The sequence below is a fragment of the Thermomonas sp. HDW16 genome, assembly GCF_011302915.1.
Lineage (GTDB): Bacteria > Pseudomonadota > Gammaproteobacteria > Xanthomonadales > Xanthomonadaceae > Thermomonas.
In genome coordinates this window covers 2,115,704-2,128,781 of the sequence record NZ_CP049872.1, presented here as the reverse complement: position 1 = coordinate 2,128,781, position 13,078 = coordinate 2,115,704, and the positions used below count along the sequence as shown (strand labels likewise).

At 66.3% G+C, this 13,078-nt stretch carries 15 protein-coding genes and 2 tRNA genes; 14 read left to right on the top strand and 3 right to left on the bottom strand.

From position 1 onward, the window contains the following. Positions 1-47: 47 nt before the first annotated feature. From G7079_RS09915 to dnaQ, 3 genes are read left to right on the top strand one after another with little or no spacing between them, the layout of a single operon-like run. Positions 48-722 carry a hypothetical protein gene (locus G7079_RS09915; protein ID WP_166057150.1) on the top strand — a complete coding sequence of 225 codons (675 nt, stop codon included), beginning with the start codon at positions 48-50 and terminating at the stop codon, positions 720-722. Continuing rightward, entirely contained in the window at positions 719-1,177 is a 459-nt protein-coding gene (gene rnhA, locus G7079_RS09910; protein ID WP_166057149.1) for a ribonuclease HI, read from the top strand. Before G7079_RS09915 ends, rnhA begins: the two co-directional genes overlap by 4 nt. Beyond that, the gene (gene dnaQ, locus G7079_RS09905) at positions 1,177-1,902 is read left to right on the top strand and encodes a DNA polymerase III subunit epsilon (protein ID WP_166057148.1); all 726 of its coding nucleotides are present in this window, start codon (positions 1,177-1,179) and stop codon (positions 1,900-1,902) included. Before rnhA ends, dnaQ begins: the two co-directional genes overlap by 1 nt. A gap of 13 nt (positions 1,903-1,915) precedes the next feature. On the opposite strand, the gene G7079_RS09900 is transcribed toward dnaQ, so the two are convergent. Further along, complete coding sequence (locus G7079_RS09900; RefSeq protein ID WP_166057147.1) at positions 1,916-2,620, bottom strand: PP2C family serine/threonine-protein phosphatase; 705 nt, start codon at positions 2,618-2,620, stop codon at positions 1,916-1,918. Between the two features lie 330 nt (positions 2,621-2,950). After that, a tRNA-Ser gene (locus tag G7079_RS09895) sits at positions 2,951-3,040 on the bottom strand. A gap of 94 nt (positions 3,041-3,134) precedes the next feature. Between G7079_RS09895 and G7079_RS09890 the strand changes: the two genes are divergently transcribed. Then, positions 3,135-3,542 (top strand): DUF6165 family protein, encoded by a 408-nt coding sequence (locus G7079_RS09890; RefSeq protein ID WP_166057146.1) that lies wholly within the window; start codon positions 3,135-3,137, stop codon positions 3,540-3,542. A 15-nt stretch (positions 3,543-3,557) separates the two neighbouring features. On the opposite strand, the gene G7079_RS09885 is transcribed toward G7079_RS09890, so the two are convergent. Continuing rightward, complete coding sequence (locus G7079_RS09885) at positions 3,558-4,610, bottom strand: glycosyltransferase family 9 protein (protein WP_240906164.1); 1,053 nt, start codon at positions 4,608-4,610, stop codon at positions 3,558-3,560. Between the two features lie 21 nt (positions 4,611-4,631). Here G7079_RS09885 and G7079_RS09880 point away from each other — a divergent pair, with 21 nt between their 5' ends. From G7079_RS09880 to G7079_RS09835, 10 genes are all read left to right on the top strand, one after another. Further along, positions 4,632-5,375: a 3-deoxy-D-manno-octulosonic acid kinase gene (locus G7079_RS09880; RefSeq protein ID WP_166057144.1), complete on the top strand. Its 744-nt coding sequence runs from the start codon at positions 4,632-4,634 to the stop codon at positions 5,373-5,375. A gap of 1 nt (position 5,376) precedes the next feature. Continuing rightward, a complete protein-coding gene (locus G7079_RS09875; protein WP_166057143.1) occupies positions 5,377-6,141 on the top strand; it encodes an MBL fold metallo-hydrolase in 765 nt (254 codons plus the stop codon). Continuing rightward, positions 6,138-7,145 carry a GTP 3',8-cyclase MoaA gene (gene moaA / locus G7079_RS09870; RefSeq protein ID WP_166057142.1) on the top strand — a complete coding sequence of 336 codons (1,008 nt, stop codon included), beginning with the start codon at positions 6,138-6,140 and terminating at the stop codon, positions 7,143-7,145. Before G7079_RS09875 ends, moaA begins: the two co-directional genes overlap by 4 nt. A gap of 34 nt (positions 7,146-7,179) precedes the next feature. Beyond that, complete coding sequence (gene moaC, locus G7079_RS09865; protein WP_206203202.1) at positions 7,180-7,671, top strand: cyclic pyranopterin monophosphate synthase MoaC; 492 nt, start codon at positions 7,180-7,182, stop codon at positions 7,669-7,671. Beyond that, the gene (locus G7079_RS09860; protein ID WP_166057140.1) at positions 7,668-7,913 is read left to right on the top strand and encodes a MoaD/ThiS family protein; all 246 of its coding nucleotides are present in this window, start codon (positions 7,668-7,670) and stop codon (positions 7,911-7,913) included. The genes moaC and G7079_RS09860 overlap by 4 nt, the downstream gene beginning before the upstream one ends. After that, positions 7,858-8,334 (top strand): molybdenum cofactor biosynthesis protein MoaE, encoded by a 477-nt coding sequence (locus G7079_RS09855; protein WP_166057139.1) that lies wholly within the window; start codon positions 7,858-7,860, stop codon positions 8,332-8,334. Before G7079_RS09860 ends, G7079_RS09855 begins: the two co-directional genes overlap by 56 nt. Positions 8,335-8,417: 83 nt before the next feature. After that, positions 8,418-8,510 (top strand) — tRNA-Ser (locus G7079_RS09850). A gap of 78 nt (positions 8,511-8,588) precedes the next feature. Next, positions 8,589-10,163: a DUF6538 domain-containing protein gene (locus tag G7079_RS09845; protein WP_166057138.1), complete on the top strand. Its 1,575-nt coding sequence runs from the start codon at positions 8,589-8,591 to the stop codon at positions 10,161-10,163. A gap of 300 nt (positions 10,164-10,463) precedes the next feature. Next, a complete protein-coding gene (locus G7079_RS09840; protein ID WP_166057137.1) occupies positions 10,464-11,759 on the top strand; it encodes a hypothetical protein in 1,296 nt (431 codons plus the stop codon). A 400-nt stretch (positions 11,760-12,159) separates the two neighbouring features. Further along, a complete protein-coding gene (locus tag G7079_RS09835) occupies positions 12,160-13,071 on the top strand; it encodes a hypothetical protein (protein ID WP_166057136.1) in 912 nt (303 codons plus the stop codon). Positions 13,072-13,078 lie beyond the last annotated feature (7 nt).

The following is a 13,078-nucleotide window of genomic DNA, read 5'->3' as shown; positions in this document are numbered from 1 at the left end:
TGTCCAGTCGTGACGGGTCGCGGCGTTTCCCGCAGAATCCCGATGGTATGCCCCCGACCATGCCCTCGTCCGGATTTCGCCGCCAGCCAGAACCCGCCGCCGCGGCTGCGTGGTTCGCCGGCGTGGCCGGGCAGGCGATCCTGGCCAGCGAAGCGGACAGCCTGCGCCAGGCCGCCCTCGAGCGTCCGGGTCAGCCCGGCCTGTGGCTATGCCCGAGTGGCATGGGTGAGGGTGAGGTCGAGTTGCCGTTCCTGCGCTTGCGTGCGGCGGCGCGTGGTTTCGAAGGCGATGTGCGTTGCGGCTTGCCGCTGCCGTTGCCCACCGAATCTTGCGGGGTGGTGGTGGTGCAGCACCTGGCCGACATCAGTACGCAACCGACGGTACTCCTCGAGGAATGCGCGCGCTTGCTGGTGCCAAGCGGCTGTCTGTGGTTGCTGGCGCTGAACCCGTTGTCGCCATACCGGCTGCGCTGGCGTGGGCAGGGGCCGCGGGCAGCGGAGCCTGTGACGTGGCGGCGACGCCTGCGTGCGGTCGGGTTGGTGCCGGATGTGGTCTCGCGCGGCCTGGGGCCGAGCTGGGGCATCGCGCCGGAGCCTGCGATGCAGGACGGCGCGGGCATGCGTGCGGCCTTCCTGATCCGTGCCGAAAAGCGCCGTTCGCCGTTGACGCCCAGGCGTTCGTCGACCAAATCGCTTTGGCGGCCGGGGATGCCGACCGCATGAGCGTTGTGCGCAAGCAGGTCGAGATCCATACCGATGGCGCTTGCCTGGGCAATCCCGGGCCCGGCGGCTGGGGTGCGTTGTTGCGTTGGTGCGGCATCGAACGTGAGCTCTCAGGCGGCGAGCCGGACACCACCAACAACCGGATGGAGTTGATGGCGGCGATCTCCGCGCTGGAGGCGCTGAAGGAAGGCTGCGATGCGATCCTGCACACGGATTCGCAATACGTGCGCCAAGGCATCACCGAATGGATGGTGAACTGGGTACGGCGCGGCTGGAAGACCGCTGGTGGCGATCCAGTCAAGAACCGCGACCTGTGGGAACGACTGCATGCGGCGAACGCCAGGCACAAGGTCGACTGGCGCTGGGTGAAGGGCCATTCCGGCGATCCGGACAATGAACGCGTGGACATGCTGGCCCGTGCGGCGGCAGTGAAGATCAAGGAGCGGGCAGGCTGATGCAGGCGGATGCGACGAGACAAGTGGTGCTCGATACCGAAACCACCGGCCTGGAGTGGAAGAAGGGCAACCGCGTTGTCGAAATCGGCTGCGTGGAGCTGGTGGAGCGGCGGCCGACCGGACGCACGTTCCATTGCTACCTCAACCCGGATCGCGAATTCGAGCCAGGTGCGCAGGAAGTCACCGGACTGACGCTGGAGTTCCTGGCCGACAAGCCGCGCTTTGCCGAGGTGGCGGATGAGTTCATCGCCTTCGTCGAAGGCGCCGAGTTGGTCATCCACAACGCCGCGTTCGACGTCGGCTTCCTCGATGCCGAACTGGCGCGACTGGATGGCTTCGGCAAACTGCTGGAGCGCTGCACGGTGGAGGACACCCTGCTGTTGGCGCGGCAGCGCTTCCCCGGCCAGCGCAATTCGCTGGATGCGCTGTGCAAGCGACTCGGCGTCGACAACTCGCAACGCCAATTGCATGGCGCGTTGCTCGATGCGCAGATCCTCACCGACGTCTACCTGGCATTGACCTCGGGGCAGGGCGAGATCGGCTTCGCCAGCGAAGCGCCGCAGGCCGCCGCAACAACGGTGGTGCGAACCGTCGCGACGACCGATGCCGTGCGCCCGTGCGTGCAGGTCCAGGCCGAAGAAGCGGCGGCGCATGCGGCCCGTTTGCAAGGTCTGCAGAAGAAAGCCGGGCGCTGCCTGTGGCTGGAGCTGGAAACCGCCGGTTGACGCGGCGACCGGTTCAGTGCCGGCGCACCAGCACCACGGTCACGTTGTCAGAGCCGCCACCGTCCAGCGCAGCGGCAACCAGACCGTCCACGCATTCCTGCGCGCTGCATTCCTGGTGCGCCAGCACCCGGGCGATGCTGCGGTCGTCCACTTCCTCGGTCAGGCCGTCGCTGCACAGCAGCAGCTGCATGCCCGGGCGCAGTTCGCCGGTTAGGGTTTCCACGTTGAGCTGGCTCGGGTCGGTGACGCCGAGCGCCTGGGTGACCACGTTGCGGTGCGGATGGCTGCGCGCCTGGTCGGCAGTGATCGCACCCTGTGCGATCAATTCCTGCACGTAGCTGTGATCCTGCGAGATCTGGGTCAGCGCGCCATCGCGCCAGAGGTAGACGCGGCTGTCGCCGACCCAAGCCACCTCGAAGCGGTTGTCGATGACCTTGGCCGCCACCACGGTGGTGCCCATCGGCAGGCTGTCGCCGCGACGCTTGGAACAACGGATGATTTCCTCGTCGGCCGTGCGGATCGCTTCCGCGAGCGGCGAGCCGTCGCGGATCTCGCGGACGATGGCCTCACGCGCCAGCGCGCTGGCGACTTCGCCGTACTCGTGTCCGCCCATGCCGTCGGCGACCAGCCACAACCCCAGCTCGCTGTCGCCGTAATAGGTGTCTTCGTTCAGTTCCCGGCGCAGGCCGACATGGCTGAGGTGTCCGAATTCGATCATGCGGGCGACATTCGTCCGGGGCTTGAGGGGGGTAACGGAATCGTACGGGGGAACCGGACGGGTTGAAGTCGAAATGTAGCGGTTGTGTCCGTGGAGATGGTGCGAAGAAGGGGCGGCTGGTTCATCCATGGCCCCGGCGGGCTGCCATTCGGCCGTCCGCATCGGCTGTCCGGCCCGCGCTGTACGCGTGGACGTTCGAGTCGGGCGCCTGGCAGCGCTTCGCAAGCACCCGCCTGTTCCCCTGTCGATGCGTCGAACCCGCGGACTTGCTTCGTCCGCTGGCATCCACGTAGATACGCAAAACGCCCACGAGGGGCGTTTTGCGTACTCTGGCGGAGAGGGGGGGATTCGAACCCCCGGTAGGCTCACACCTACGCCTGATTTCGAATCAGGTACATTCAACCGCTCTGCCACCTCTCCGTAAACTTGGGTGTCGCGGGCCGCGAATGATACGGGCCGCGCCGCCTGTGGGCAAGGCGCTACACTGGCCGCCCGTCCCATTCCGCGGCCACACATGTCCGAAATCCTCGTCCCCGTGTCCTTCGGTGAACTGCTGGACAAAATCGCCATCCTGCAGATCAAGTCAGAGCGCATGTCCGACCCGGCCAAGCTGGCTAATGTCCGCAACGAGCTGGCGGCGCTGGAAACCACGTGGGCGGCGCATCCGGCCGCCGCGCAGGACATTACCGGGCTGCGGGCCGAGCTGAAGGCGGTCAACGAGCGGCTGTGGGTGATCGAGGACGACATTCGCCTGCAGGAAAAAGCGCAGGCCTTCGATGCCGAGTTCATCCGCCTTGCCCGCGCCGTGTATTTCGAGAACGACACCCGCGCGAAAGTGAAGAAGGACATCAACCTGGCGCTGGGCTCTGCCTATGTCGAGGAAAAGTCGTACCAGGACTACGGCAGCGGGCAGGGTGCCTGATCCTGCCGGCTGCGTTCAGCCGGCAGCAGCGCGATAGCGCTCGAATGCGGCGATGGCATCGTCCACCGTCACCAGGTCCATCACGCCCTCGGCTTCGATCTTGCTGCCCCATTTGAGTTCGGATGCCGGCTTGCCGCGGTATTTGCGCGCGGCGTCGTCGTAGCGGTCCACGCAATAACGCCGATCCGAATACGGCCCGCTGCGGTTCGGGTTGCTGGCCGCGTGCAGGCCCAGCACCTTGGTGCCCATCGCATTGGCGATGTGCATCGGCCCGGAATCCGGCGTCACCAGCAGGTCGGCGCGGGCAAGCAGCGCGGGCAGCTGCTTGAGGGTGTCCTTGCCGATCAGGTCGAGCACGCCCTCGCGCGCCTGCATCGCCGCGAGGATCGCATCACCCGTGTTGCGCTCCAGCTCGCTGCGGCCGCCGCAGAGCACGATCCGCCAACCCTGCGCTGCCGCATGATCGGCCAACGCGGCATGGCGTTCGGGGCGCCAGTTGCGCAGGGCGTGGCTGGAGCAGGGCGAGATCATCAGCGTGGTCCGGCCGTCGTCTGCCCATTGCGCGCGTGCCCAGGTGTGGGCCTCGTCCGGTACCGGCATGTTCCAGGCCACCACGTCGCGCTGCAGGCCCAGTGGCTCGGCAAAGCTGCCGATCGCGTCCAGCACATGGATGCCGGGACGATCCGGGATGCGTTCGTTGATGAACAGCCCGTGCCCGTCCTTGCTGCGAGATTTGTCGTAGCCGATCCGCCGCCGCGCCGGGATGAACGCGGACAGCAGGTTGGCGCGGGCGGAGACCTGCATTTGCAGCAGCACGTCGAACCCGCTGCCGCATTGGCGGCGAACCTCGCGCATGCCCTTCAGCCCGGATTTCTTGTCGTATTCGATGAAGCGCACGCCGGGCAGGCCATCCAGCAGCCGATGTTCGCCCTTGCCGATCACCCAGGTGATCGCTAGCCCAGGCCATGCCTGGCGCAAGGTGTGCAGCAGCGGCAACACATGGGTGACATCGCCCAATGCGGACAGGCGCAGCAGGCAGATCGAACGCGGTGCGTTGGCTTCGGTCACGTGCTTGTTAAACTCGCATGGATGACGGGCTTTGACGCCAATGAACACCTGACGCCGTTCCGCGATGCGCGCGGCTATGGGGCGATTCTGTTCGACCGCACGCAGTTGCGGCAACCCGACCCGGCTTGGTTCGCGCCCGCGCACTGGGGCGAGGCCGCGCAGCCGGTGTCCGAAGGTGGCCGCGGTGGCGCCTGGTTCATCGAAACCGGCGAAGGCGATGCCGTGCTGCGCCAGTACCTGCGCGGCGGTTGGGCGGCAAGCCTGAGCCGCGATGGCCACCTGTGGCGTGGCATCAATCGCGTACGCAGCTTCGCCGAGTTCCGCCTGTTGCGCGTGCTGCGCGAAAAGAAACTGCCGGTGCCGCTGCCGTTCGCCGCCTACTACCGGCGCGAAGGCATGCATTACCGCGCGGCGATCCTGATGCAGCGGCTGCCGGGCGTGCGCTCCTTGGCGGAACTCGCCGCCGCCGGCGAGGCGTCATGGGAAGCAACGGGCCAGCTGATCGCGAAATTCCATCGCGCCGGGCTGGACCATGCCGACCTCAATGCGCACAACATCCTGTTCGACGAACAGGGACGCGGCTGGATGATCGATTTCGACCGTTCGCAATTGCGCATCCCCGCCACCCGCTGGCGCAACGCCAACCTGGAACGCCTGCAGCGTTCGCTGCGCAAGCGTCGTGGTGCGCGCAGCATCGAACAGGTGGATGCCGACTTCGCGCAACTGCGCGTGGCCTATGAGGCCGCCTGGCAACGTGGCTACTGAGATGAACCAGGAAAGCGACTGGCAGCTGCGCCTGCTCGGGGTCGGCAACGCCTCGGCGGTGGAATTGGGCTCGGCGATGGCCACCATCGAACGCGATGGCGCGCCGTGGCTGACCATCGACTGCGGTGGCGAAGGGCTGACCGCGTATGGACGAACCTATGGCGGCATCCCCGCCGCGCTGTTCATGACCCATGCGCACATGGACCATATCGCCGGCTTCGAACGCTTGTTCGTGGCCAGCTATTTCGATGACGCGCATCGCGGCGAGGTGCGCCTGTACGTGCCGGTGCCGCTGCTGCCGCTGTTGCACCAGCGCGTGGCCAGCTATCCGAACGCGCTGGCCGAAGGCGGGGTGAATTTCTGGGACGCGTTCCGGGTAATCCCGGTCGGCGATCATTTCTGGCACGACGGCGTGCGCTTGGAGGTATTCCCGGCGCGCCATCATTGGCCGGAGACCGCGTTCGCGCTGCGCCTGCCGGGCAGCCTGGTGTGGACCGGCGATACCCGGCCGATCCCGGAAATGCTGGCGAAGTACGCCGCTTCCGATGAACTGATCGCCCATGACTGCGCGTTGGAAGGCAATCCATCGCATAGCGGCATCGACGACCTGGAGCGCGAATACCCACGCGAACTGCTGGCGCGCTGCCTGCTCTACCACTACGCCAGTGAGGCAGACGGCGAGGCGCTGCGCGCGCGTGGCCATCGCGTCGGCGTGCCGGGTGAAATCGTGCCGCTGCACAGGCCGACCGATGCGGAGCCAGGATGAGTGACCTGTCGCCGCGCGACGCATTGGCGCGGCCATTGCGTGACCTGCGGTTGTCGTTGATCGAAGCCTGCAACTTCCGTTGCCCGTATTGCATGCCGGCGGATCGCATCGCCGATGACCACGGGCTGGATGCGGCCTCGCGTCTGTCGTTCGACGAGATCGAGACGCTCGTGCGCGGCTTCGCCAAACTCGGCGTGCGCAAGTTGCGCCTGACCGGTGGCGAACCCTTGCTGCGCAAACGCTTGCCGGAATTGGTGGCGCGTTTGGCTGCGATCGACGGCATCGAGGATCTCGCCCTGACCACCAATGGCTCGCTGCTGGCTGCCCACGCGCAAGCCCTGCGCGATGCCGGCTTGCGGCGAATCACGGTCAGCCTGGACACGCTGGATGCCGAGGCGTTCCGCGCGATGTCCGGCGGTCGCGGCGAATTGCGCGATGTGCTGGCCGGCATCGAGGCGGCGCAGGCCGCCGGTTTCGCCCCGATCAAGCTCAATTGCGTGGTCCAGCGCGGGGTGAACGGTGCCGGCATCGAAACCCTTGCCGAATTCGCCCGCGAGCATGGCCATGTGCTGCGTTTCATCGAGTACATGGACGTGGGCACTTGCAACGGCTGGCTGCGCGAACGCGTGCTGCCTTCGGCCGAGCTGCGCGACCGCATCGCCGCGCGCTGGCCGCTGCGTGCACTGGATGCGAACTATCGCGGCGAGGTGGCGGAGCGCTATGCCTACGAAGACGGACGTGGCGAAGTCGGCTTCGTCAGCTCGGTGACCGCGCCGTTCTGCGGCGACTGCCACCGCGCCCGTGTCTCTGCCGATGGGCAGATGTACACCTGCCTGTTCGCGGGGCAGGGCCACGACCTGCGTGGGGTGTTGGCTCAAGGCGACGATGCGCTGGCACGGCATGTTGCCGGCCTGTGGTCGAAGCGCGCGGATCGCTACAGCGAAATCCGCAGCGAGGCAGGCGCTTCGCGCAAGCATGTCGAGATGTACCTGGTTGGCGGCTGAGTCCGCACGATTGCGGCTGGGTGATAATCCGCGCATGGCACGCACATCGAACAAACTCACCCACCTCGATCCCGCCGGCCGACCGGCGATGGTCGACGTATCCGCGAAGCAGGCGACCGCACGCGAGGCACGCGCCGAATGCCGGGTGAAATTCCCGGCCGCGGTCGCTGAGCAACTGCGCGCGAACGGTCTGAAAAGCGCCAAGGGCGGGATCGTCGATACCGCGATCATCGCCGGCACCATGGCGGTGAAGCGCACCCACGAACTGATCCCGTTCTGCCATCCGCTGCCCATCGACGGCTGTCGTTTTTCCATCGACTGGCAGGATGCGCGCACCCTGCGCATCGACTGCACGGTCAAGACCGTGCACCGCACCGGGGTGGAGATGGAGGCGCTGACCGGCGCCACCGTGGCCGCGCTGACGGTGTATGACATGTGCAAGGCGCTAAGCCATGCCATCGTGATCGGCCCGGCGAAATTGCTGGGCAAGCGCGGAGGCAAGCGTGATGTCGGGGCGCTGACATGAGCGCGCATGTCGAGGTGCTGTATTTCGCATCCTTGCGCGACGCCGCGGGTATCGCCAGCGAACAGGTGGTGACCGCTGCGACGGACCTTTCCGCGTTGTACGCCGAACTGCAGGTGCGTCATGGCCTGGCCTTCCCGCAAGCGCGGCTGCGCGTGGCGGTGGATGGCGCGTTCGCGAGCTGGAGCGATGCGCCGCGCGACGGCACGACCGTCGCGTTCATCCCGCCGGTCAGTGGAGGCTGAGTTGGTGCGTTTCGTCTTGTCGGCATCGGCCATCGATCCCGTCGCGATGCAGTCGCGTTTGCGCGATGCGCGCGCCGGCGCCTGCACCAGCTTCGAGGGCTGGGTGCGCGATCACAACGACGGCCGCGCGGTGACCGGCCTGCATTACGAGGCCTACGCCGAGCTGGCCGAACGCGAAGGCGAGGCGATCCTGGCGGATGCGATGCATCGTTTCGATATCGTCGAGGCCGTGTGCACCCACCGCATCGGCGAGCTCGCCATCGGCGAAATGGCAGTGTGGGTGGGCGTGTCCGCCGCGCATCGCGACGCGGCGTTTGCCGCCTGCCGCTGGATCATCGACGAGGTCAAGGCGCGGGTGCCGATCTGGAAGCGCGAGCGCTACGCCGAGGGCGACGCCGGCTGGCTGCATCCGGCGCCCTGAGCGGTTTCCTTGTCGCGGGGCGGGCCAGCCGCTAAACTGCGCGGCCCGGAACGCCGCCGCAACGCGGTCTTCCGGGTTCCAGCGGAGAGGTGTCCGAGCGGTTGAAGGAGCACGCCTGGAAAGTGTGTAAGCGTCTAAACCGCGCTTCGGGGGTTCGAATCCCCCTCTCTCCGCCAGTTTGCACAAAACCCCTGTTTTTCAGGGGTTTTTTCATTTTTGGGAGAAAACGGCCTGGTACATGGATTGGTACAATCATGCGCCTGCCTCGGTATTTGCTCCACCGCCCCAGCGGTTTCACCTTCCGGTTGGTGATCCCCAAGCACCTGCGCCGCCACTTCGGGCGCGGCGAGATCCGGCGCGCCCTGCGGACGCATGACCCCCGCCTCGCGCATGCATGGTCAGGCGCGTTGTTGCTCGCCTACCATGCGGCCATTGCTCGCGTGGAGAAAACCGGCATGGCGTGGGAGAAAAACGACGATGACGAACTCGCAGAAGCCCTGGGCCTGACCGGCGGGCGCAAGCCGAAAGATTGGAAGGTCACGCACGCCTCCGGCCACTCAATCGAAATGCCGGACAGCGACGACAAGGCGGCCGACTTGGCCGCCGCGATGAAAGCAACCAAGTTGCTGGCCGACCTGTATGGCGGTGCCGGCCCGTTGGCGAACCTGCCCGCGCCGTCCGTCAACGACGCGGCCCCGCCCCCCGGCCCGCCCCCGGGCGTCCATATCTGCCGAACGGATCAGGCGGTGGAGTTCTGGCTCAAAGCCGAGTTACCGAGTTGGAAGTCCCCGACGCGGTTCAAGACCTTCAACAGCAAGCTCAAACCCGCCGGGGACGCCTTCGCCGGCTTCGTAAAGCCCGGAACCCGGCTGTACACCATCCACCGCAGCCGCTGCGGCCAGTTCTACGATCACCTGATGGCCGGCGGTCTCGCGCGCAGCTCTGCCGCGAACGTCCAGTCCTACCTGACCCGGTTTTTCAAATGGGCCCAGGGCGCAGGCTACTACCCCGACGACAAGACCAACCCGGCAGCCGGTCATATCCGCCTGACGGCTGCGGACAAGGCGCCCAAGCGCGGCACGGGCTTCCAAGCCTTCAAGACGGAGCAGTTACGGGCGATGTTCGCGCCCGACGCGTTCGCCGCCCTGCCGACGCTCAAAGACCGCTGGCTAGTGGTGCTGGCCCTGTACACCGGGGCCAGGTCAAACGAACTGGCCCGGTTGGAGCTGGTGGACGTTGGCCCCGACGAAGACACGGGCATCGCGGTTTTGGACATCAATAACCTGGCCGAGGACAAGACCACCAAGAGCGACGCCAGTATCCGAAAAATCCCCATCCATCCCGATCTGCTGGCCCTGGGCCTGCTGGATCGGGTGGAAGCCAGGAAGGCCGCCGGGGAGACCCGGCTATTCCCCGGCAACCTGCTGACCCAGAACGGCCCCGCTGCCTCCACCTCCAAAGCCTTCCAGGTGGCCCTGAAAGCGTGGGGCATAGCTCCACGCGGCAAAAAAAAGATGGGGCTTCACTCGTTCCGCGCCACCGTCATCCAGAAAATGGAAGGCGTATCCCAGGGCTGGCGTGAGCGATATGTCGGCCACGACCTGACCGAGAAGACCAGCACGCTCGACGGCGACCATGTGAACAGCTACGGCCGCGACGAAAACGGCAGGCGCATAACCTCGCTGGCCGCCGTGGCGAAGGCCTGCCATCCAGAGCTGAACTGGGCCGCCGCAGGCGTCATCGACCTGGACGGCCTGCGGCCTCTGCTGGCGGTTGGCGCGGCCCCGGAACAGGCGAAGCAGGGACGGCGGAAGGTGGAGCCCACCTGATAGGTGGGTCATGACCCGGGGGCGCTAACGCCATCTGGTCCGTTTTCCGTTTTTCGTTCCCATTCGCGCAAACAGCGCAAGCCGCAACTAGCCGGCGCTTCCGCGTTGCCTACTCTGGGACATGCCCAGCAAAAACGAACCTGAACAGCGCCGCCGCTCCTCCCCATTGTCGGGCGTGCTAACGACCGACAATGGGGGGAGTTTTGCCAGGCAAGAGCGTGAGCGATTGCCGAAAAGGCAAAACGGGGGCGCGGCCCCCGCGCCCGGAGCGAGAGTGAAGGGCGCACGCGGGCAACGGAGTTGACCGCGCAGGACGCGCCGCCGAAGTATGAACGGGCGCGTCTGGCGGGTGGCTGGGAGGCTGCGCACGCCGGCCCATTGGCCGAGGCGAAGCAGTCCGCCCAGCAAGCCGCCGCCGGGTCAGGCAAGCCCTGGACACTGGAAGCCGACAAGCAGACCCGGGCGATCCTGGACGACTTCCCGGCGCGATCGGTCAAGGCGGAAACCCTGGCGAAGTATCGGGCCGACTATGACCGGCTGCGGGCGCGGGGGGTGTCGCCGCTGGAAGCGGCCACCAGCCCGGCCCATTGGCAGCGGCTGCGGACAGCCTGCCGGTACTGCATGGCGGACGATGTACGACGCTGGCGCGCGGCCAGTGAACGCGCCCGCAAGGCGGGCGACCTGGACAACGCGCAACGCCTGACCGCCGAGGCCCACCGCCTGGCGGTGGCCCTGGATGGCTGGTTCTGCCAGCCCCGCACACGCCTGACCTGGGCGGCCAAGGGGAAAGCCCTGGCCAAGCAGGGCAAGCGCCCGCCCAGCAAGAGCCGGAGGCGGGACACGCCGCCGGAGCCTGACCTAGCCGTGGCGGCCCTGCTGTTTCCGGCGGCCAAGGGCGGCCCCCCGGTACGGGGGGACACCCTGGCCGCCCGCCATGCCGAACGGCTGGCCCTGCTGGCCCTGACGGGCCTGCGGCCTGCCGAGATGATGGCGGGCGGCCGGATACAGGCGACCGACCTCGACGGGCGGCCCATGCTCCAAGTGGAAATCAAGGGCGCGAAGGTGGACAACGAGCGCGGCCACCACACCCGCACCCTGCTAGTGGAAGCCGCCGGGCTAGCTGCGACGGCCCTACGGGCCACAGCCGACGCCCGGGGCGGGGTCTTCACTCTCACCACCAACCAGGCCGACTACCGTAGCCTCAACAAGGCTTTGGCGCGGCATCGTCTTTCCTGCTACTCGTTCCGCCACGCCTTCGGGAGCGACCTCAAAGCCTGGATTACCGACCCGGCTACGGCCAACCCGAAAGGGGCGGCCCATTTCGCCGCCCAAGTGATGGGCCACCGATCAACCGAAAGCCTGGCGTTCTACGGCACGCGGGCGGGAAGCCGGAGGCGTGGCCGCCCGCCCATCTGGGCCGTTTCTGCCACCGAGGCCGATTTGATCCGCGAGAAGTCGCCGGCCTACCGGCGCAGCCGTCGCCTACCGCTGGTGAGTTTCCAGGCGAGCGGCAGCGCGCCTCCGCCTCCTGCTCCAAAGCAACAACCCGCGCCCAGGGCGCGGGTGTTACCGAAACCTCGCCCACCCTGGGCGTGAGTTTTGCCGCTCCTGGGTTGCGTCAACACTGGCCATCAACGGCGTCGGCGTGGCCCGCGTGGTCTCGGCCTGGGACGCAGGCCAATCCACGGGTCTCCGTCGCCACTGCTGTCCCACCAGTTGTCTCCTTCTTTGTCGCGCAGGAACTCGCGCACATTCACGCGGGTCTTGCGGACGGGGCCACTCGGCGCGGGCGGTGGCTGCGGCTGTTGTTTGGCCCGGATTTTGGCCAACTGATCCAAAAGCGCACGGAATGCGGCCCGGGTTGCTTTCGTACTATCAGGCATTGTCTTTCTCGGGGCGGGGTGTACACACCTAGCAAAAAAGACCGGGGACACAAGTCGCCGCCTCCCCTAAATCGTTTTTATGTACAGTCTGGGGAATAGCAAGGGGGAAACACATGGACATGCTGCTGAAAGTGCTTCGCTGGGTGTTGGGTCTGTTTCTTGGGTTCACGGCCCTGGGAGCGCTTTTCACCGGGGCGTTCATCGCGTTCCTGGTCATGGCCATAGGTGTATTGGTGATCATTCCGCCTTCCGGGGCTTGGATTGGTCGTTTCATCTCCCCGGTAGCGCGCAATGGAGCAGCAATCGGCATTGGGCTTGTTTGCTTCTTTGCTGGTCTGGCTATTGCCGTGATCAACTCCGAGCCGTCGAAGTCAGCAGCCGAGCCAGCCGCAACGGTGGCGGGCCAAGCTGCGCCAGCCCCCGTTAGTGCCACTACCCCAACGCCAACACCTGCCACCCCCGCGGCACCTGCCAAGGTGGATGTGAGCAGGAAAATCAGCCCAGACGCGGTGTTTTTGATCGAGGGCGATGGCTGGGAAAAGACCCGTCGCGAATGGGGCAGCGCTGGCGTCAAGCGGATCAATGCCGCAATGCCGAAAGCGGCGGAGAAGGTGGCCCAGTCCGCCAGCTGCGACTATGTGGAGATAGTGGGGCTCTCGGATCGGGGTAAGCCGAAGCAACAGGCGGTTTTTTACGTCGATTGCAAGAATGGCCAGCGCTTCTACGTTAGCGAAGACGATTTGAAATCAGACGCCGGCGTCGTATCCAAGAACGCCAAAACTGCTGCCATTAGTGATGTAACTGCGATCACCGCTTGCGAGGATAGCGTCAAAAGTCAGCTGAACTTCCCATCGACCTTTGACCGCGACCTGTTGAATACCAGCGTCTATCGCGCACCCACCGGCAACATCGCTGTCATGTTCACATTCCAGGCGAAAAACGCGCTGGGGGTAGAGCTTCCCCAGCGGGCCAAATGTGTCATTGACGACACGGGTCTCGAGCCGGCGCAAATCAGCAACAACTGATCGGCGT

Coding starts and splice junctions, on each gene's coding strand:
- G7079_RS09915 (WP_166057150.1), top strand. CDS start 48: ATGCCCCCGACCATGCCCTCGTCCGGATTTCGCCGCCAGCCAGAACCC.
- rnhA (WP_166057149.1), top strand. CDS start 719: ATGAGCGTTGTGCGCAAGCAGGTCGAGATCCATACCGATGGCGCTTGC.
- dnaQ (WP_166057148.1), top strand. CDS start 1,177: ATGCAGGCGGATGCGACGAGACAAGTGGTGCTCGATACCGAAACCACC.
- G7079_RS09900 (WP_166057147.1), bottom strand. CDS start 2,620: ATGATCGAATTCGGACACCTCAGCCATGTCGGCCTGCGCCGGGAACTG.
- G7079_RS09890 (WP_166057146.1), top strand. CDS start 3,135: ATGTCCGAAATCCTCGTCCCCGTGTCCTTCGGTGAACTGCTGGACAAA.
- G7079_RS09880 (WP_166057144.1), top strand. CDS start 4,632: ATGACGGGCTTTGACGCCAATGAACACCTGACGCCGTTCCGCGATGCG.
- G7079_RS09875 (WP_166057143.1), top strand. CDS start 5,377: ATGAACCAGGAAAGCGACTGGCAGCTGCGCCTGCTCGGGGTCGGCAAC.
- moaA (WP_166057142.1), top strand. CDS start 6,138: ATGAGTGACCTGTCGCCGCGCGACGCATTGGCGCGGCCATTGCGTGAC.
- moaC (WP_206203202.1), top strand. CDS start 7,180: ATGGCACGCACATCGAACAAACTCACCCACCTCGATCCCGCCGGCCGA.
- G7079_RS09860 (WP_166057140.1), top strand. CDS start 7,668: ATGAGCGCGCATGTCGAGGTGCTGTATTTCGCATCCTTGCGCGACGCC.
- G7079_RS09855 (WP_166057139.1), top strand. CDS start 7,858: ATGCGCCGCGCGACGGCACGACCGTCGCGTTCATCCCGCCGGTCAGTG.
- G7079_RS09845 (WP_166057138.1), top strand. CDS start 8,589: ATGCGCCTGCCTCGGTATTTGCTCCACCGCCCCAGCGGTTTCACCTTC.
- G7079_RS09835 (WP_166057136.1), top strand. CDS start 12,160: ATGGACATGCTGCTGAAAGTGCTTCGCTGGGTGTTGGGTCTGTTTCTT.